Below are 18891 nucleotides of genomic sequence, written 5' to 3'. Positions count from 1 at the left end.
TGGTCTAGAAGCAGGCTTCGTGGAATGTCCAAAGGGTTGCGCTTGGTCGCCCCCCTGGTGTTTTGGGCATTCACGGCGGCCCCCACTTTTGTGAAATCTGGCTCCGAGGAATCATTCGACCTTGCGGCCTACAGCAGCCCGGAACCCAAAAAGGGTTCACTGGCCAGCAAGTTGTTTGAGTCAGCCAGCTACCAACCGGTAATCGATACAGCAGTCGAAGAAATTTATCTGGCGCTGAGCAATCATGAACTGAACAAAGCGCTTGAATTGACCGATCGCTTGTTGAGTGAATTCCCCAATTTTTACCTGGGTCACATGCTCAAGGGCGATATTCTGTCGCTGAAAGCGGGGCGCCCCCTGACCAAAATTGGGGACATGCCCGATGTGCCCAAAGGCAAACAGGAAGAACTGACAGAATTGCGCGAAGAAGCAATCGCGCGCTTCAAGGCGGTGAAAGACCGCCCGCAACGGGACCTGCTACCTGCTGAGCTGGTTGAATTGAACGACGATCAGCGTTATGTGATTTTGATAGACACCACGCGTTCACGACTGTTCCTGTATGAAAATGCATTTCCGCAACCCCGCCTCGTTACTGACTTTTACGTATCCCAAGGCAAAATGGGCGCAGTGAAAGTACGTGAGGGTGACAAGCGCACACCCATTGGCGTGTACACCATCACTGAACTGCTGCCCAAAGAAAAACTGACTGACTTCTACGGCCCCATCGCCCTGCCTATCGACTACCCGAACGCTTGGGACAAGCGCCTTGGAAAAACAGGCTATGGCATTTGGTTGCATGGCATGCCAAAGCATTACGTAAGCCGCCCCCCCAAGGCCAGCGATGGCTGTGTGGTACTGGCCAACCAGGATTTGCTTGCCTTGAAAAAATTTGTTGACATCGGCAGCACGCAGGTCGTAATCAGCGAAAGGCTAGACTTCGTGCCAATTGATGTGTGGCAGAGCCACCGCAAAGCAGCCCTGCGAATGGTGGACACCTGGAAGAAAGATCTTGAAAAAGGCTTCTCGAAAGGAATTTATCATTACGCAAGCGACGTCAAAATTGACGGGCAAGGTCTCATCGAGTGGCAAAAAAACCAGCAAATCAGCAACAAGTCATTCGGGAAAATTTCCATCGATGACCTCACTGTCATGCGATACCCCAGCGACAAAGACATGATGCTGGTGTCCTTTAGGCAAGAGGACAAATTGTCGGGCGAAATCCGCAAACAGCAATACTGGATGAAAGTGGGTACCCGTTGGCAAATTGTTCAAGAAGACACTTTCAAACTGTAAGGAACAAGTCTGTGACTCAAGGCAAACGTGTTTTTCTCAAGTGGTCGATGTTCTCGGCGATAGCTGTTAGCATCGGTAATTCTTCAATCTCCTCTGCGTTTGCAAAAGCGAAAAAACGAACCATGGTTAAACTAAAAACAAATTTTGGCGACATTACGATCGCCCTGGACGCTGAAAAAGCACCCGCCACTGTGGCGAACTTTCTGGAATACGCGAAAAGCGGCTTTTACACCAACACAATTTTTCACCGTGTCATCAGCGGCTTCATGGTTCAAGGCGGTGGTTTCGAGCCAGGCATGAAACAAAAGCCCACCAAAGACCCCGTAAAAAACGAGGCTGACAACGGCTTGAAAAATGAGAAATACACCCTTGCCATGGCTCGTACCAACGATCCACATTCGGCCACTGCCCAGTTTTTCATCAACGTAGAAAACAATGAATTCCTGAACTTCAAAAGCCCAACACCACAAGGCTGGGGTTACTGCGTATTCGGCAAAGTCACTGAAGGCAAAGAAGTTGTAGACAAAATTGTAGGCGTAAAAACCGGCTCGAAAGGCTTTCACCAAGACGTGCCACTGGAAGACGTGGTGATTCAGGGTGTTGAAATACTCTAAGTCGGCCCCAGTCAAAAAAGCCCTTCTCTCAAGGGCTTTTTTGATGACTTTTAATCAGGTAACAAGTTGATTGAAATTCCGCAACAAGGTGCTGCATTCTTTGCCTCCGACCTGCATCTTTCTGAAGACACGCCCAAAACACTGGAAGCCTTCGAAAACTGGTTGGCCAGTGTAGCCCAGGACAATACCCTCATCTTTCTGCTCGGTGACCTGTTCGAAGTCTGGTACGGAGACGACCACAGCGACAGCACCAGCAAGCGAGTTGCCCAAGCGGTTCAAAGTGCAAAATCTGTCGGCGCCACGCTGTATTTCATGCATGGCAACCGCGACTTCCTGCTCGGTGACCAATTTGCCGAAGCTGCTGGGTTTGAAATTCTGCCAGATCCAGAATTTTTGCTGGTCAACCACGAGGTGGTGCTGATTACGCACGGCGATCAACTTTGCACTGACGACAAGGCCTACCAAAAATTCAGGCTTCAAAGCCGGGATGAGAAATGGCAAAAAAACTTTCTGGCACTGCCCCTGCAGCAACGCATTGAAATGGCCAAAGCCATTCGCAGCGAAAGCAAAATACACAAAGCCAACAGCGCCATGAGCATCATGGACGCCAACCTGCAAGCTGTGGCTGAATCATTCAAAGGCAAATGGCCCGATGGCTATTACATCGGCAAAAGCGATGTGATTTTGCATGGGCACACACACCGCTGTGCCATACACCACACTTTGAACAGCCCAGCCCCCACCACCCCCGAATCAACCCAAGGGCAGCTGCAAAAAGGCCAGCGCATTGTGTTGCCGGACTGGGATTTTGATGAACCAGAAAAAAACCGCCCAAAGGGCGGTTTCTTGAAGCTACAAAGCAGCGGGGAATTCAGTCTGACCCTGTTCAACTAGGTGGCTAGTTGTCCACCAGTTTGTTCAGGGCTTTCAATTCTTCACAGTCCACAGAGTCTCCGCAATCGGGCTGCGCTTTCCCCTTGCTCAGCTGTTTTTCAAGCTGTTCAATGCGTTGCTGCTGGGCAATGGCCTGATCAATCAAACCATGCATGGCCTTAATCAGCGGATCATCGCCATTCTTGGACACACCATAGGCCAAAAACTCTTCTTTGGTTTTTGCCGCGCCTGTCAATTCCTCACCCGGTGCGCGTTCTTCAGCTTTCAAAATCATGCGTGCAGGGTTGCCTACCGCCGTGGCACCCGCGGGCACTGGCTTGGTTACCACAGCATTTGATCCTATCTTGGCACCCTCACCCACTGTGAATGGCCCCAAAACCTGTGCACCAGCCCCAACTACCACGCCCTTTTCAAGCGTGGGGTGTCGCTTGCCCTTGGCCAATGAAGTACCACCCAAGGTAACGCCTTGGTAAATGGTCACATCGTCATGAATCTCGGCCGTTTCGCCGATCACCACGCCCATACCATGGTCAATGAAGACACGCCTGCCAATGATTGCACCTGGATGAATTTCAATGCCTGTGAAAAAACGCCCCAAATGCGACAAAAAACGCGCCGGCGTGATTAAACCCGCTGCCCATGCCCTGTGAGCCAGGCGATGCCAAATCAACGCATGCAAACCGGGATAGCACAGAAAAACCTCCAGACGCCCTCGGGCTGCCGGGTCTTTTCTCAAAATCGTGTCAATGTCTTCTTGTAGTCGAATCCACATGCGCGGAAAACCCTGAATCAATTGTTATTGATGCGTCAAACGCTGGTCGCCGCAGTGTATCACGGCTGTATCAAGGCTTCTTGCGCTCAAATTCATGCGGATAAAGGCGATTGTCCACCACCCGTATCACATCAGAAAAAAAGCCTCGAAGCATGTCCACTTCTTCTTGCTCCAAAGGCGTTTTGGCCAACATTCTGGCCAAACGCTGCACCACCTTTTTCGGCTTGTCGGGATTGATAAAATCAACCGCCTCCATGGCTTGCAGCCAATGGGCCTGTAAATCCGCCACCGCCTTCACAGTGGCCAGCTTGCCACCCTGCCTCACACTGTCAGCAAGGGAGCCTTCGGCAGCCACGGCCAATTCACCAGTCGCCCATTCCGTGCGCAAGGCATAGGCCACAATTTGCACGGCTTGTGACAAGTTCAGCGAGCTGTAAACCGGGTTGGCGGCAATCGTCACCTGCCGATTGCACACCAGCAGTTCATCGTTGCTTAAACCCGTGCGCTCAGCACCAAACACAAAAGCTGCACCGATGCCGCTTCCCGTCAAACACAAAGCCTCTTTTGCTGCCTCCTGCGGGCTTTGCAAACTTGGGCCCAAATCGCGCAAACGCGCAGACAAAGCAAATGCCACGCTTCGATCAGCCAAGGCATCGGGCAAGGAGTCGTAAACACGGGCCTGTTCAAGCACATCGCTCGCACCGCTGGCCAGTGAAATCGCCTCTTCAGCACTGCAAATTTCTTTGGTTTTCGGCTCAACCAGGCGTAAATCACTTAAACCCATGGTTTTCATGGCGCGTGCCACCGAACCAACATTGCCCGGATGGCTTGTTTTTACGAGAACTATTGAAATGGATTCGAGGGAATTGGCTGCGGTCATTTATAATGTCGGGTTAAACGTATTCAAATTGAAAGGAAAGGCCATGCATCCGATGTTGAACGTGGCGGTGAAAGCCGCTCGCGCTGCTGGAAAAATCATCAACCGAGCGGAGCTTGACCTCGATCAGGTAAAAATCGGTGTCAAAGGGCCCAACGATTTCGTCACTGAAACCGATCAAGCTGCTGAAAGCGCCATTATTGATGTGCTCAAGCAAGCCTTTCCCGATCACGCCATTCTAGCCGAGGAAAGCGGCGCCTCTGGCAAATCCGACTACGAGTGGGTCATCGACCCGATCGATGGCACTGCCAACTTCATTCACGGCTACCCACACTACGCCATTTCAATCGCGCTGCGTGTCAACGGCCATGTTCAACAGGCAGTTGTGTACAACCCGGCCACCAACGACCTGTTCACCGCGTCCAAAGGCGAAGGTGCGTTTTTAAACAACCGTCGAATCCGGGTTTCAAAACGCAGCAAACCCAATGAATTTCTGGTTGGTTTTGCATTCCCAAGCGGTCAGAATGAGGGCTCGCTGGGCGTAAAACGCAAAATGCTGGCACTGACTGAAAGCACGGCAGGCATTCGAAAATCCGGTTCAGCCGTTCTCGATTTGGCTTATGTGGCCTGTGGTCGCCTGGATGGTTACATGTGTTTTGGCTTGAAGCCCTGGGATTTGGCAACAGGCGTGTTGCTTGTTTCCGAGGCAGGCGGCTTGATCACCGACCCACAAGGCAATGACACCTTCATGAGCACAGGTGACGCGGTTGCCGGCAACCCAAAAGCCCTCCAATACCTGCTTAGCTTCAAATAAAACAACAGGGACCCAGTTGAGCAAACAAGCGAGTACAAATAACCAGGCTGCATCACAGGCGTTTGAAAGCCACACGCCGATGATGCAGCAGTACCTCACGCTGAAATCCGAGTACCCCGACAAGCTGCTCTTTTATCGCATGGGCGATTTTTACGAGCTGTTTTTCGACGATGCCCAACTGGCCGCACAGCTTCTCAGAATTACCCTGACCCACCGAGGCCAATCAGCTGGTCAACCCATTCCGATGGCGGGTGTGCCTTTTCATGCGGCCGATCAATACCTGGCCAAACTGGTGGCGCTGGGCCATTCAGTGGCCATTTGCGAGCAGGTGGGAACGCCTGGCCTGACCAAGGGCCCCATGGAACGCAAAGTGGCGCGGGTAGTTACACCAGGCACACTGACCGAATCCACTTTGCTGCCTGACCAGGAAAACAAGACTCTGCTCAGCCTGTTCTCCGAGGATGGCAAGTACTGGGGGGTGGCTTGTCTGGCACTGTCTGCAGGTTCAATTCGTTTGCTGGAATGCGATTCAGGCGCACTGGCAGCACACTTAAGCCGGTTCAACGCAGCCGAAGTGCTTGTAAACAACCGCACATGGGCACAACACAGCCAAATAACCGGCTGCATCGAGCGCCCCGCTTGGCACTTTGACGCAGGTTTTGCCCAAACGCATTTGCAATCCGTGCTGCAAGCCGCCAACCTGGCAAGCCTCGAATTGCACAACGCCAAACTGGCCGTGCCCGCCATGGGCGCCGCGTTGCAATATGCAAAGGAAACGCACCTTAGCATTGAAAACTTCAAGCACGTGTCCGATATTCAAGTTGAACACGAGCAAGACTTTCTGGTGCTGGATGAAGCCGCACGCCGCAACCTGGAATTGACAGAAACATTGCGCGGCGAGCCCGCACCCACCCTGTTCTCGCGCATTAACCGCACCGGTAGCGGCATGGGTGCCAGGCGCTTGCGCCAATGGCTATTGGAACCTTTGCGCAACCTGGCCACCATTGAAGCACGACAAAACAAAATACAGCACCTGCTTGCCACCTTGGGCCAGGCGCCAGAACCTGTCTGCTTCAATCTGGTTAAAACATTGCGTGCAATGGCCGATATTGAGCGCATCAGCAGTCGCGTGGCCATGCAAACGGCAAAGCCTCGGGATTTGCTGGCCCTGCGGGAAAGCCTTCAAGCGCTGCCCCAAGTGGAACAACTCATTGCCCACTTTGGCGACAGCGCATTTGAAACAGCACAGCAGGCCTTTCAGGCACCACCCGAACTGCTGGCTGAATTGATGCAAGCCTTGGCCGAAAACCCACCAGTACTGATACGTGACGGCGGCGTGATTGCCGATGGTTACCACACTGAACTGGACGAATTGCGAAACATTCAAACCGGCAGCGGGCAGTTTTTAATTGAACTGGAAAAACAGGAACGTGAGGCCACCGGCATCGCCAATCTGAAAGTCGAATTCAACCGGGTGCATGGTTTTTACATCGAGGTCAGCAGTGCGCAGGCCGACAAAGTGCCCGCACACTATATTCGCCGGCAAACCATGAAGAATGCCGAACGCTATATCACTGAAGAACTGAAAGCCTTCGAGGAAAAAGCGCTCTCCGCGAAAGACAAGGCCCTGAACCTTGAAAAGGTCATTTATGAAAACCTGATGGTGTGGCTGGGTCAGTTCACCCCATTTTTGCAGCGCTGCGCGCGTGAATTGTCTGAACTTGATGCCTTGGCGGCATTGGCCATTGTGGCTTTCGAGGCAAATTGGGTGCGCCCGCAAATGGTGCCGCATGCCCTGCTGAACATTCAGCAAGGGCGCCACCCAGTGCTGGAAGTACAAGTGGAGCAATTCACCCCGAATGATTGCACCTTGCACCCCGGCAAACACATGGCACTGATTACCGGCCCCAACATGGGTGGCAAAAGCACCTACATGCGACAAACCGCGCTCATTGCATTGCTGGCGCACATGGGTAGTTTCGTGCCGGCAGCCAGTGCACAAATTGGCGTACTCGATCGAATTTTTACGCGCATTGGTGCATCCGATGACCTGGCCGGTGGCCGTTCCACCTTCATGGTGGAAATGACAGAAGCCGCCACAATCGTTCGCCAGGCGACACCCCACAGCCTTGTCATCATGGATGAAATTGGACGGGGAACCTCAACTTTCGATGGTTTGTCCCTCGCCTGGGAAATCGCAAAACGCTTGGCCAACACCAACAAATGTTTAACACTGTTTGCCACACACTATTTTGAAATTACAGCACTGGGCCATGAATTGGACAGTGTGTTCAATGTGCATTTGTCTGCTACCGAACACCAGGGCAAACTGGTGTTTTTGCATCGCATAGAAGCTGGCCCTGCCAGCCAAAGTTATGGCCTGCAAGTGGCCAAGCTTGCGGGCTTGCCCGCCTTGGTGGTGAAAAATGCACAAAAACGACTCGATCAGCTTGAGGCTGAAAAACGCGCCATGAACGCCCAGGTGGATCTGTTCGACCTGCCAAGTCAGGATGCGGTTGAACAGCCAGCCAGCGCGCAGCACGTGAACCTGATTCTCGAAAAACTCAACGAGATTGATCCCGACGAACTCAGCCCGCGCGAAGCATTGCAGTTAATCTTTCAGCTAAAAGGCCTGCAAACATGAATTTGCGCCGCGCAGCCACCAAAGCCTGTGCGGCCGCCTTGGTCACTTTCGTTGCGGCTGCCCAAGCCAGCCCAAAGCACAGCACCTTCAGCTTTGCACTGATCGGCGATCAGCCTTACAACAATTTCTTCGAGCCCGCCACCGACAACCTGATTCAACACATTGGGAATGAACCTGATATTCACTGGATTTTGCATATTGGCGACATCAAAGGTGGCATTGAGCCTTGCGCCAATGAATTAATCAACCGTCGCCTTGCGCAACTGCAGCGAAGCGGGAAGCCCCTGGTATATGTGCCCGGCGACAACGAATGGACCGATTGCCACAGGCCATCCAACGGTAATTTCGACAGCCAGGAACGCCTGAATTTCTTGCGCCAGCAGGCATTTTCACAGCCCCGCTCACTGGGCAAAAAAAACTTTTCCGTTCGGCAACAAACCAGTCCACCCTACCCTGAACACCTGATGTGGACACAAGGCAGTACCCTCTTTGTGAGTTTGAATATTCCGGGCAGTAACAACGATTTGCTCAACCCGAAATCCAGAAAAACCAGCACAAAAAAAGCAAAGCAATTGTTGAAAGCCCGAGATCAAGCGATCGACGCATGGCTAAGCGAAGCTGAAGCATTGTTTGAACATGACAGTACACGCCCTACGGAGACCGTAATCGCCATTCAGGGCAATCCAATTGATGGTTCAGGTGGTACCAGCACCAACCCATCCCGGAATGGCTACGCTGTTTTCATGACAAGGCTGGTGAAATACATCGACACCACCCAGCGACCAGTGCTGCTGGCGCATGGCGACACACACCGGTTTAAATGGGACAAACCCGGCCTTAAACAATTCGGTGGCACACCCAGCTCAGATGCACTGTTTTACCGGGTCGAGGGCTGGGGGCACCCCTTCATGAATGCCTGGGTGCAGGTGAAGGTGAAACAAGGCAATGCAACGCCATTTGAGGCCAGCAGCGTTTCGCTGCCAAGCCCCACTGCTGACAATTAAACCTGAAATAAAGCCCAACCAAGGCCAAACGGTTAATTCAGTTTGCGTGCATCCGGGTTGGGGGCAATGCTGAACAGCGATTGCGCCGCAGCACCCTGCGCCTTTTCTTCCTCATTGGCAGCACGAATATCCAGCACCTTCAGGTGATAGCGCAAGGCCATGCCCGCGAACGGATGGTTGCCATCCAGCACCACTTTGCCTTCGGCAATGTCAGTCACAGTCCAAACCCGACCAAAACCAGTGTTTTCCTCGTCAGCTTGCAGGTCAGGCTCGTTTTCATCTTCAACAGGAACCTCCTCCAGTTGCATACCGATTTCAAGGTCTTCAGCAAAACTGTCCGCATCTTCTACCCGCATCAATTCGGGGTCAAAATCTCCGAAGGCATCCTCAGGCTCGAGTTGAACGAACACCTCATCGCCAATGGCCTTGCCTTCAACTGCCTCTTGCAGCTTCGGAAACACCTCATTCTCACTGCCATGCAGGTAAATGATCGGCTCGCCACCGTGTTCCTGAATCAGTTCACCCTGCGCATCACGCAGCTCAAAATCAAGGGTAACCACCGTGCCGTGCTCAACAATCATCGTACATAACTCCAGAAATCAGCGCCCGAACAGTGGGCAGTCTTTTAAGGTGGCCTATGATACCCGTAATCGATAAATCACCCAAATAAAGCCCCCTTCAGATGATCAAACCCCTCACCCACATCGCAAACCTCCCCGTGGAACAATTCATGACCGAGCATTGGCACATCAAGCCATTTTTGTTTCGTCAGGTATTTCCGAATTTCGAACCACTGTGCGATTTCGACACCATCGCCGAGATGGCATCCGATGAAGACATCGAAAGCCGATTGATACAACACAGCAAAGCAGGCTGGACACTTGAACACGGCCCGTTTGATGCGCTGCCCTCGATGAAGAAAAAAGCATGGACCGTGCTGATCCAGGGCATTGACCACCACTTGCCCGAAGCTTATGACCTGCTGCAGTTGTTCCGCTTTATTCCCGATGCACGCCTTGACGACGTGATGCTAAGCCTGGCCAGCGATGGCGGGGGCGTGGGTCCACACTACGACTCCTACGATGTCTTTCTGCTTCAAATGCACGGCAAACGGCGCTGGAAAATTGGCCCCTTGCCGAACAAAGAACTTGAAGAAGGCATGCCCCTGAAAATTCTCAAAAACTTTGAGCCCACCGAGGAGTTTGTTCTCGAGCCTGGTGACATGCTTTACCTGCCCCCGAACTATGGGCACGACGGCATCGCAGAGGGAACCTGCTCAACCCTGAGCATTGGCTTCAGGGCGCCCACGCAGGCCGAGGTTCTCAGTGGCATATTGCGCGACATGGCCGATCAAATTGATCAAGATCCAGGCATGACTCAAACACTGTTTTCTGACCCCGCCCGAGGGTTACAGAAAAACCCTGCAGAAATTCCTGACGATTTGCTGAATTTTGGATTTAATTTGATTCGGCAATTTTCAGCGAAATCGCCTCAAATCCAGCGCAGCATGGGGATTTTGCTCACAGAACCCAAGCCACATGTGTATTTTGTAAACAACACCGAAGATCAGGAGATACACGAAATAATTAGTGTTCTTGGAGAACGCGGCATTGCATTAAGCATGAAAACTAAAATGTTGTTCAAAGACACCGATTTTTACATCAATGGCGATGCTGTCAACCCGACCAGTGCCCTTACCGTTAAACAGCTGCAAATGCTCGCAAACCAGCGTGAAATGGAGCCAATCGACGCTGCAGAAGCTTTAAAAAATCCTGAATTTCAGTATTTTTTAATTGGTTTTGCAAAAGCCGGTTGGGTAGAAACCCTAATGTGATTAATTTCATTTAGAATTTGAAACGACTCAGCAAAGTCAATAGAATTTTGCTTCGAAAATAAGGTCGAAACAATGACTTGAATTTGACAGGCTATTCGATAGAATTTGCAGAGTTTTCCGCTTGAGTGCTTGAACACCCAGCAGGAAAATGGGTGATTCTGGGTTCTCTTGTGAGCCTATTTGCTCTAAAAAAGACGCTTGAATCGGCGTCTAGTTCGTGACCCCAAAAGGAATAAACATGAAAAACTCAATTTTGATCGCATCTTTGTTTGCAGTAGCATTGGCCGCTTGTGGCAAGAAAGAAGAAGCAGCTCCAGTTGAACCAGCAGCTCCTGCTGTAACTGAACAAGCTCCTGCCGCTGAGCCAATGGCCGCAGAACCAGCAGCCACTGAGCCAGCAGCTACTGAGCCAGCCGCTACTGAGCCAGCAGCAGCTCCAGCTGAAGAAGAAAAGAAGTAAATTCAATTCGCTTGTAAAAGCGATTGAAGCTAAAAAGCCCCAGATGAAAATCTGGGGCTTTTTTATTGGATCACCTAAAAATCAAGCGGCCACTTGCTGCGAATCAAGGCTGATCCAGGCAAAACCCTCGGTTTGGCAGGCGATGTCAAACGCGATTCCGCGCGGGGTCAATACCTCCGCCCACATTTGTTGAACCACCTTGGGACAATTCGTGGTTTGGCTTAAATGCGCTGCCACCACAAACTGCAAATTTCCAGAATCGAGTTTCCGAAGAATATCGCAAGCCACCTGATTGCTGAGGTGACCATAATCGCCTCCTACCCTTTTTTTCAGGCTGGGTGGATAAGGCGAATTGGACAGCATCTCGGGGCAGTGGTTGGATTCGAGAATCAAGGCATGAGCCTTGTTCAACATGCTGATCAAATGCGGCGTAGCACTGCCACAATCGGTCAGAATGCCAGTGACGAAGCCCGACCTTGACTCAATCAACATTTGAATGGGTTCAGCAGCGTCATGGGGCACGGGAAAGGGATGCAACGTCAGGTTCTTGACGTTAAATGCTGCATGGCTCTCGATTAACACCACCTTGCCTGACTGCAGGTAGTCTTCATCGCTTAGTTTGGACCGCAAGGCAGCGCGCCAGGTACCATGCGTCAAGTACACGGGTGTACCAAACTTTCGGCTGAATTTGAATACACCGCCTATGTGATCCCCATGCTCATGAGTAACCACAATTGCATCGACATCTTGCGGAGTGAGCCCAACTCGCTCCAGGCGGCCAACGGTTTCCTTCACAGCAAAACCGCAATCCACCATCAAGCGCGTCGGTGTGTCAGTCAGCCTGCATTCAAACAGCCAACTGTTGCCTTCACTGCCACTGCCCAAACTCGCAAAACGCACACCAATTACCGGAGTTTTCCGGCCAGCTTGGTTGCCGCTTCTTCGGAAATTGCGGCGTCCACAGCTGCACCGCGCTCGGAAGTAAACTTGACCGACGTGGACTTGTCTCCCTCAGGCGCAACAACAACCTGGAAGCGTTGATCCGCTTTCAAGGATTTGTCATTCGAAGCACCGCCAAAGATTTTCCCGAAGAAACCCTTCTTTTCGCCTTCTGCAGAAGCGGAATCGGGAATGTACTTCACGTAATACACACCGTTGGAACGGTCACGGTCTTCGACAATAAAACCAGCGCGGTCCAGCCCGAAGCCCACACGGCGCCAGGCCAAGGGAAAGTCTTCAGCCAAAACAATGGCTGTACCCTCGGGTTTTTTCTGAACCGAAATGAGCTCTTGTCCCACTGGCCGACCCGCTGCGGCAGCAGCCTTCTCATCACCAGTCAGCTTCGCCATCAAGCGGTTCAGCATTTCAGCTTCAAGTTCGGGATCAGAAGGGCGATTCATCCACACCAAGTTGGACTGGGCCTGATCAGTGTAGTTTTCTTCCATGCCACGGTGAGTCACGAAAATTTCAACACCACCTTGAATCGGCTCCACACGGGTACGGTAACGGTCGCGGGTGTTGCTGGAGTAAAGACCATCAAACACCGTGCCAATCACTTTGCGAATGCCATCCAAAGGAATATTGGCGCGGTTTTCAGCCCAATTGGTTTCCATCAAGCCAATTTTTGGATCATCCACGGCCAGTTCAAACCCGGTGTCTTTCCAGAATTCGCGCAATTTTGGCCACAGTTGCTCGGGTGGCATTTTCACTTCCAGAGAGCGCAAGTTGCCCACTCGTTTGATTTTTACATCATCGGACGAAACCAAAACCGGCTCAGCCTGCGCTTGTGGGCGAGCACCCGCTGGGCGAGTACCACCACCACTGTAAAACGACGAAGCAGACACCGAACCGGAACCGGACTCGCCGGGAATCAGGAATTGCTCATCGGCAGACTGCGCAGTCAGATCTGGCGGCACCTCAAGGCCCTGCTCGCGCTTTTCGGCAGTGCGGTAAGCCGTTTTCTGTCCTTCCACAGCCTCTTTGTAAGAGGCGCAGCCTGCGGCAGTGGATACGGCCGCTGCGATCAGCAACAGCTTGAAAGGGGTCATCTTGTTCAATTCCATGTGTTTCACAGCCTTAAGTCGTCTTTAGTCGATCAACCGGTGCGCACGCAAGGCGGCGTCCACGGTTTGGTGAAAATTGGATTCCAGTCGGGTCAAAGGCAAGCGCACACCGGGTGCCATTTTGCCCATTTTGCTCAATGCGTACTTCACGGGAATTGGATTGGCCTGTACAAACATGGCCTGGTGCAAATCCAGCAAGCTCAAATTCAGGGCATGCGCGGTTTTCGCATCGCCCGCGATGGCCGCAGCACAAAGTTCGTGCATCAACTTTGGGGCCACGTTGGCGGTCACGGAAATATTGCCTTTTCCGCCCATCAACATCAAGTTCACTGCGGTGGGGTCATCACCACTGTACACAGCGAAATCAGCGGATGTGTCGCGAATCAACCAAGCCCCGCGCTCAAGGTTGCCTGTGGCTTCCTTGATACCCACAATGCCATCTACCTGACTCAAGCGTACCACTGTGGAATGTGCCATATCAGCCACCGTGCGGCCAGGTACGTTGTATAAAATCACCGGCAAATCAACAGCCTCGGCAACCTTGCGCATGTGCAGGTAAATGCCTTCCTGAGTTGGTTTATTGTAGTACGGCACCACTTGCAGACTAGCGGCAGCACCCACCTTGCGCGCAAACTCGGTCAGTTCAATGGCCTCGGTGGTTGAATTGCCACCAGTGCCTGCAATAATGGGTATGCGGCCCGCCGCCTGCTCAACCGCCACACGAATCAGTTCGCCGTGCTCTTCCACGTCCACTGTGGGTGATTCCCCAGTGGTTCCTACCGCTACAATCGAGTCGGTACCTTGTTCAATATGCCAATCAATGAGCTGACGGTAGCTGTCATAGTCCAGCGACCCGTCTTCAAACATCGGCGAAACAATCGCGACAATGCTGCCAGTGATCATTTAGTCCCTTTGAGTGAGTGTTATTGTTCCAGATTGTATCTCAGACCAAGTGCCTGTAATGCCCATGGCCCGTTGAATCATTGCAGGGCTTGGCATGCTTCGAAGCCCCTGTTCAAAACGCAGTATGTTCAATAAAGACATACGGGACAGCAGTTCGTTGGGTTGAAGCAGAAAATCCGGGCTCCGTGGCGAACCAAACTGCGCATTGCCATCCATAAAGGTTTCGTAAACCAGCACTGCATTCTGAGACTTCAGGTTGCCCAAAAGGTTCTCGAAATGGGGGCGATGCAAATAGTTGGTCACCACGATCAAGTCGTATTGCTGCCCCGCCAATGGCCAGTCAGCCTGTTCCAGGTCCATGGCCTGAAACTGCACATTCGCCGGCCAGACCGTGTCAGGTGTATTTTTGTCTACTGCATGTACAACATAACCAAGACTGGCCAAATAAAGTGCATGTCGCCCGCCACCGCAAGCAAGGTCAAGCGCCCTTAAACCCGGCTTGACCGCAACCGAACCTTGCAGGCTTTCAACACACTGACGAACCCATGGCGAAGGCGCCATGGCTGGATTGGCGTGATCAGTAGCCATGTCAGGAATAATCCAGCCCCATGTGCTTGCGCACATCCTGCATCGTGTCGTTGGCCATCGCACGTGCGCGCTCACAGCCTTCGCTGATGATTTTTCGCACCAATGTCGGGTTTTCGGTGTACATGGCTGCACGTTCGCGCATAGGCGCCAACTCGTCGGTTACTGCCTGAATAATTGGCTCTTTGCACTGAATACAGCCAATGCCCGCCGATTTGCAACCTTCCTGCACCCACTGCTTGGTGCTGGCGTCTGAATACACCTCGTGCAATTGCCAAACAGGGCATTTGGCAGGATCACCCGGGTCGGTGCGGCGCACGCGGGCCGGGTCCGTTGGCATTTTGCGTACTTTCTGGGAAATGTTCTCGGGTGTTTCCCGCAAGGCCAGCGTGTTTTGGTAGCTCTTGGACATTTTCATGCCATCCAACCCTGGCATCTTGCTGGCCTCGGTCAGCAAGGCTTTGGGTTCCAGCAAAATCGGCTTGCGGCCAATTTCAGCCCCCTTCGCATCCAGCAGTTTTTCCTTGCTGTAAAAATGATTGAAGCGCCGCGCAATTTCGCGGGTCAGCTCGATGTGGGGCACCTGGTCTTCACCCACCGGTACTCGTGTGGCACGGTAAATCAGAATGTCAGCCGACTGCAACAAGGGGTAGCCCAAAAAGCCATAGGTGCCCAGGTCTTTGTCGCTAAGTTTTTCCTGTTGGTCTTTGTAGGTAGGCACGCGCTCAAGCCAGCTTAAAGGTGTATTCATCGACAGCAACAAATGCAGCTCAGCATGCTCAGGCACCTTGGACTGAACAAACAAGGTGGCCTTCTCGGGGTCAACACCCGCAGCCAGCCAGTCAACCACCATGTCCCACACATTTTCCTTGATGACTTCCGGAGTTTCATAATGCGTGGTCAGCGCATGCCAATCGGCCACAAAAAACAGACAGGGAAATTCGTTTTGAAGTTTCACCCAGTTTTTCAACACACCGTGGTAATGGCCAAGGTGCAACAAACCGGTTGGGCGCATGCCCGACAATACGCGTTCAGCAAACATGGTGACTTAGAAATTAAACAAAAGGGTTAGCACACTCAACCCGGCACTAACAATGGGCTGGATGAACATGGGCAAGATACCCAACATCAGGAGTGCAATGAGCACGATCATGCCATAGGGCTCGGTGCGGCTGAAACTGTAGGCTGCAGAACTGGGCAGGAAGCTGAACAGAATTCGGCCACCATCCAGCGGCAAAATTGGCAGAAGGTTCAAAGCAGCCAAAACCAGGTTCACCACAATGCCCGCTTTGGCCATTTCGGCAAAAAAGGGCTCGTTCAGCCCGGTGACAAACTGCAGTTTCAGGCTAAGTGCCCACAGCAAGGCCATCACAAAATTCGCGCCAGGCCCGGCAAAGGCTACAAAACGAATGTCTTTTTTCGGATTGCGCAGGTTGCCAAAATTCACCGGAACAGGTTTGGCCCAGCCAAACAGAAAGGCACCAATACCCATCAGGCTTGAGGACACCAGAATTGCAATCGGCACCAGAATGGTTCCAACCGGGTCAATGTGCTTGATCGGGTTCAAGGTAATTCGGCCCGCGTACATGGCGGTGTTGTCGCCATACATTCGGGCAACATAACCGTGTGCTGCCTCGTGCAGGGTAATGGCAAACAACACGGGCAAGGCATACACCGCAATCGTTTGAATAATGCTTGAATCCATCACAGTTCTTCCTGTTCTTCAACATTCACGGGTTCAAGCGGACCAGTCAGAGGCCCTGCACCGATTCGCACAACCACAGGCTCTTCGCTGGTCCAGTCAATCACGGTGGTCGGAAACGCGCCGCAGTACTCGCCGTCGTCCACAATTAAATCTACGTCGTTGCCCACGGCTTCCTGGGCCTCCCAACCACTTCGCGCAGGCTCTTCCATACCCGGTAACTGCAGCGTTGTGGCAATCAGCGCACCCTCAATGTGCTCAAGCAAGCCTTGCACCACCGCATGTGCGGGAACGCGCAAACCGATTGATTTTTTCGAAGGATGCGACACACGCTTGGGCACTTCTTTGGTCGCTTCAAGAATAAATGTATAAGGACCGGGAAACACTGACTTCAGCAAACGGTATTGAACATTGTTTACCTTGGCGTAACTTCCCAGCTCGCTTAAATCCTTGCACAACAAGGCCAAATGCTGCTTCTCTGAAATACCTTTCAACCTGCGCAGGCGCTCGACCGCGTTTTTATCATCCAGGTGGCAAACAAGCGCATAGCAGCTGTCGGTGGGAATTGCAGCAATTCCACCCGAGTTGATCAGGTCTGCCGCCTGCTTGCACAAACGCGATTGTGGGTTTTGAGGATGTACGTTGAATAACTGCGCCAATGGGTATCCTGTTAGCTGAACAACTTGCCCCAATTATCCCAGATTGGCACGCAGCCGTCGGGCAACCGGGGCAATTCACCCAAATTAACCCTGGATTCAGTGGGGCCGTGAAAATCTGATCCGCGCGATGCCTTCAAGCCAGATCGAACAGATTTCCGCGCATAGGTGGCGTATTGGTCGGTGGTGTGGCTGCCCGTGACCACCTCAATTCCAACTCCACCCATTTTGACAAACTGCTCAACCAGTTCATCCATCTGCATGGGATTCAAATCGTAACGCCCCGGGTGCGCAATGACAGGCAAGCCGTTTGACTCCAGAATCCAGTCGACCGCCTGCTTCAAGCTGGCCCATTCATGGGGCACGTAACCTGGTTTGCCCGGGGTTAGAAAACGCTCAAACACTTCGCGAATATCGGTACACACCTTGCGCTCAACCAAACAACGGGCAAAGTGGGTTCGGCTAATCAGGTTGGGGTTGCCCACATACTTCAAGGCACCTTCATACACATCTTCGATGCCCACCTTTTCGAGTTGCCGCGACATTTCCATGGCTCGTTCGGTTCGCCCGTTGCGCACGCTGGCCAAACCCTTCTCAAGCGGCGAATTCTCGTACTGCACATTCAAACCCACAATGTGCAAGGTTACCGCGGACCAGGTCACCGAAATTTCCACACCAGGTACAAAAATCATGTTGTGTTCAGCTGCTGCTTTTGCTGCTCGCGCCAAACCACCCACTTCATCATGATCGGTCAAAGACCAAATTTGCACTCCGTTGGCGGCGGCGCGCGCAGCCAGTTCTTCGGGCGTCAGGGTGCCGTCCGACACGGTGGAGTGGCAATGCAAATCCGCATTAATCAAATGCGGATCATTCCAATCAGGTTCTTTGGCGAAAGGGGATGCTGCTGTACTCATACTTTTGCAATCCGCTTATTGGGCGGATTGCTCCAATTCAACTTGCATTAACCAGGCCAATTCCTCTTCAGAAAAACCTGCCTGGGCGCGAGCCTTGAAATTGAAGGGTGAACGTGGCTGCGGAGCGGTGTACTCCCGCAGGCAATGCTCAAAAGCCTCAATTGGGTCGCGTTGTTCATTGTTGCACACTTCATTGAACCAGCGGTTGCCAATGGCCACATGCCCAATTTCATCACGCAAAATGATGTCTAGTACCTCGGCACTATCCATGTCCCCGGCCGCGGCCAGTTTCTCACGTATGGCTGGTGACACGTCCAGTCCGCGTGCCTCCAAAAGCCTCGGCACCAAGGCAAGCCGGGCCAGCAAGCTGTGTTTGGTTTTTTCAGCCATTTGCCACAAACCGTCATGCGCGGGGTAATCCCCATAATTCAAAGCGTACGACATCATTCTGTCGCACAACAAAGTGTGGTGGTAGGCCTCCTCTTTGGCCACTTTCAACCAATCCAGATAAAACTGGTCGGGCATGGAGGAAAAACGAACCAGCAGGTCTAGCGCCAAGTTGATTGCATTGAACTCAATGTGCGCCAGCGAGTGCAAAAGCATGCCCCGCCCCACAGGCTGGCTGACTTTGCGTGTGGGCACGCGTGCCGGGTGTACCAACTCCGGTTTGTCGGGGCGGCCCACACCAGGTGAAAACACCGCTTCACCGCCGATTGGCAGGCTCTCATCAATCGCCAAGACCAGACGCACTTTTTCCACGGAGTTTTTACACGCCAAAGCCTGCAAGGCGGCTTGTCTCAAAGTTTGTTCCAGTTCACTGCCCATAACCACACTGCACAAGGGTTCGATGCATGTTATTTTA

20 protein-coding genes are annotated in these 18891 nt (G+C 52.4%); 8 read left to right on the top strand and 12 right to left on the bottom strand.

Translation table 11 applies throughout. The features are described 5' to 3' along the window. Positions 1 to 24 precede the first annotated feature (24 nt). The 3 genes from HKT17_RS06065 to HKT17_RS06055 all read left to right on the top strand — a co-directional run bounded on the left by HKT17_RS06065 (position 25) and on the right by HKT17_RS06055 (position 2801). Positions 25 to 1293, top strand: a complete 1269-nt coding sequence (locus HKT17_RS06065) for a L,D-transpeptidase family protein (RefSeq protein WP_171098609.1) — start codon at positions 25 to 27, stop codon at positions 1291 to 1293. A gap of 122 nt (positions 1294 to 1415) precedes the next feature. Then, positions 1416 to 1907: a peptidylprolyl isomerase gene (locus HKT17_RS06060; protein WP_105028812.1), complete on the top strand. Its 492-nt coding sequence runs from the start codon at positions 1416 to 1418 to the stop codon at positions 1905 to 1907. Between the two features lie 66 nt (positions 1908 to 1973). Next, the gene (locus HKT17_RS06055) at positions 1974 to 2801 is read left to right on the top strand and encodes a UDP-2,3-diacylglucosamine diphosphatase (protein WP_171098607.1); all 828 of its coding nucleotides are present in this window, start codon (positions 1974 to 1976) and stop codon (positions 2799 to 2801) included. A gap of 4 nt (positions 2802 to 2805) precedes the next feature. Here the strand turns inward: HKT17_RS06055 and cysE are convergent, their stop codons facing one another. Together cysE and HKT17_RS06045 are read right to left on the bottom strand one after the other, a co-directional pair. After that, on the bottom strand, positions 2806 to 3573 hold the full coding sequence (gene cysE / locus HKT17_RS06050; protein WP_240605695.1) for a serine O-acetyltransferase: 768 nt from the start codon (positions 3571 to 3573) through the stop codon (positions 2806 to 2808). 70 nt (positions 3574 to 3643) lie between these two features. Beyond that, the gene (locus tag HKT17_RS06045; protein WP_171098605.1) at positions 3644 to 4453 is read right to left on the bottom strand and encodes an RNA methyltransferase; all 810 of its coding nucleotides are present in this window, start codon (positions 4451 to 4453) and stop codon (positions 3644 to 3646) included. Between the two features lie 43 nt (positions 4454 to 4496). Between HKT17_RS06045 and HKT17_RS06040 the strand changes: the two genes are divergently transcribed. The 3 genes from HKT17_RS06040 to HKT17_RS06030 all read left to right on the top strand — a co-directional run bounded on the left by HKT17_RS06040 (position 4497) and on the right by HKT17_RS06030 (position 8912). Then, on the top strand, positions 4497 to 5264 hold the full coding sequence (locus tag HKT17_RS06040; protein WP_168426947.1) for an inositol monophosphatase family protein: 768 nt from the start codon (positions 4497 to 4499) through the stop codon (positions 5262 to 5264). Positions 5265 to 5343: 79 nt separating this feature from the next. Continuing rightward, positions 5344 to 7908, top strand: coding sequence for a DNA mismatch repair protein MutS (mutS, locus tag HKT17_RS06035; RefSeq protein WP_240965953.1), 2565 nt, complete (start codon positions 5344 to 5346; stop codon positions 7906 to 7908). After that, a complete protein-coding gene (locus HKT17_RS06030) occupies positions 7905 to 8912 on the top strand; it encodes a metallophosphoesterase (RefSeq protein WP_171098601.1) in 1008 nt (335 codons plus the stop codon). Before mutS ends, HKT17_RS06030 begins: the two co-directional genes overlap by 4 nt. Before the next feature lie 32 nt (positions 8913 to 8944). Here the strand turns inward: HKT17_RS06030 and HKT17_RS06025 are convergent, their stop codons facing one another. After that, complete coding sequence (locus tag HKT17_RS06025; protein ID WP_171098599.1) at positions 8945 to 9493, bottom strand: FKBP-type peptidyl-prolyl cis-trans isomerase; 549 nt, start codon at positions 9491 to 9493, stop codon at positions 8945 to 8947. 101 nt (positions 9494 to 9594) lie between these two features. On the opposite strand from HKT17_RS06025, the gene HKT17_RS06020 reads away from it, so the two are divergent. Then, positions 9595 to 10746 (top strand): cupin domain-containing protein, encoded by a 1152-nt coding sequence (locus tag HKT17_RS06020; protein ID WP_105028804.1) that lies wholly within the window; start codon positions 9595 to 9597, stop codon positions 10744 to 10746. 238 nt (positions 10747 to 10984) lie between these two features. Continuing rightward, on the top strand, positions 10985 to 11206 hold the full coding sequence (locus tag HKT17_RS06015) for a hypothetical protein (RefSeq protein ID WP_105028803.1): 222 nt from the start codon (positions 10985 to 10987) through the stop codon (positions 11204 to 11206). A gap of 81 nt (positions 11207 to 11287) precedes the next feature. On the opposite strand, the gene HKT17_RS06010 is transcribed toward HKT17_RS06015, so the two are convergent. The 9 genes from HKT17_RS06010 to HKT17_RS05970 are packed head-to-tail and all read right to left on the bottom strand — an operon-like array spanning position 11288 to position 18854. After that, positions 11288 to 12106, bottom strand: a complete 819-nt coding sequence (locus tag HKT17_RS06010) for an MBL fold metallo-hydrolase (RefSeq protein ID WP_168426945.1) — start codon at positions 12104 to 12106, stop codon at positions 11288 to 11290. Positions 12107 to 12111: 5 nt separating this feature from the next. Next, positions 12112 to 13269, bottom strand: a complete 1158-nt coding sequence (bamC, locus tag HKT17_RS06005) for an NlpB/DapX family lipoprotein (protein ID WP_171098596.1) — start codon at positions 13267 to 13269, stop codon at positions 12112 to 12114. A 24-nt stretch (positions 13270 to 13293) separates the two neighbouring features. Further along, a complete protein-coding gene (gene dapA, locus HKT17_RS06000; RefSeq protein ID WP_105028800.1) occupies positions 13294 to 14172 on the bottom strand; it encodes a 4-hydroxy-tetrahydrodipicolinate synthase in 879 nt (292 codons plus the stop codon). Then, positions 14173 to 14760 carry a class I SAM-dependent methyltransferase gene (locus tag HKT17_RS05995; RefSeq protein ID WP_105028799.1) on the bottom strand — a complete coding sequence of 196 codons (588 nt, stop codon included), beginning with the start codon at positions 14758 to 14760 and terminating at the stop codon, positions 14173 to 14175. 1 nt (position 14761) lies between these two features. Continuing rightward, on the bottom strand, positions 14762 to 15799 hold the full coding sequence (gene trpS, locus HKT17_RS05990; RefSeq protein ID WP_171098594.1) for a tryptophan--tRNA ligase: 1038 nt from the start codon (positions 15797 to 15799) through the stop codon (positions 14762 to 14764). Between the two features lie 6 nt (positions 15800 to 15805). Next, positions 15806 to 16462 (bottom strand): site-2 protease family protein, encoded by a 657-nt coding sequence (locus HKT17_RS05985; RefSeq protein WP_105028797.1) that lies wholly within the window; start codon positions 16460 to 16462, stop codon positions 15806 to 15808. Further along, positions 16462 to 17118: an L-threonylcarbamoyladenylate synthase gene (locus tag HKT17_RS05980; RefSeq protein ID WP_171098592.1), complete on the bottom strand. Its 657-nt coding sequence runs from the start codon at positions 17116 to 17118 to the stop codon at positions 16462 to 16464. Before HKT17_RS05980 ends, HKT17_RS05985 begins: the two co-directional genes overlap by 1 nt. An 11-nt stretch (positions 17119 to 17129) precedes the next feature. Beyond that, on the bottom strand, positions 17130 to 18029 hold the full coding sequence (locus tag HKT17_RS05975; RefSeq protein ID WP_171098589.1) for a 3',5'-nucleoside bisphosphate phosphatase: 900 nt from the start codon (positions 18027 to 18029) through the stop codon (positions 17130 to 17132). A gap of 15 nt (positions 18030 to 18044) precedes the next feature. Next, entirely contained in the window at positions 18045 to 18854 is an 810-nt protein-coding gene (locus HKT17_RS05970) for a ferritin-like domain-containing protein (protein ID WP_171098587.1), read from the bottom strand. Between the last annotated feature and the right edge of the window lie 37 nt (positions 18855 to 18891).

It is taken from the genome of Limnobacter sp. SAORIC-580 (genome assembly GCF_013004065.1).
Classification (GTDB): domain Bacteria; phylum Pseudomonadota; class Gammaproteobacteria; order Burkholderiales; family Burkholderiaceae_B; genus Limnobacter; species Limnobacter profundi.
This window is presented reverse-complemented; position numbering and strand designations above follow the sequence as displayed.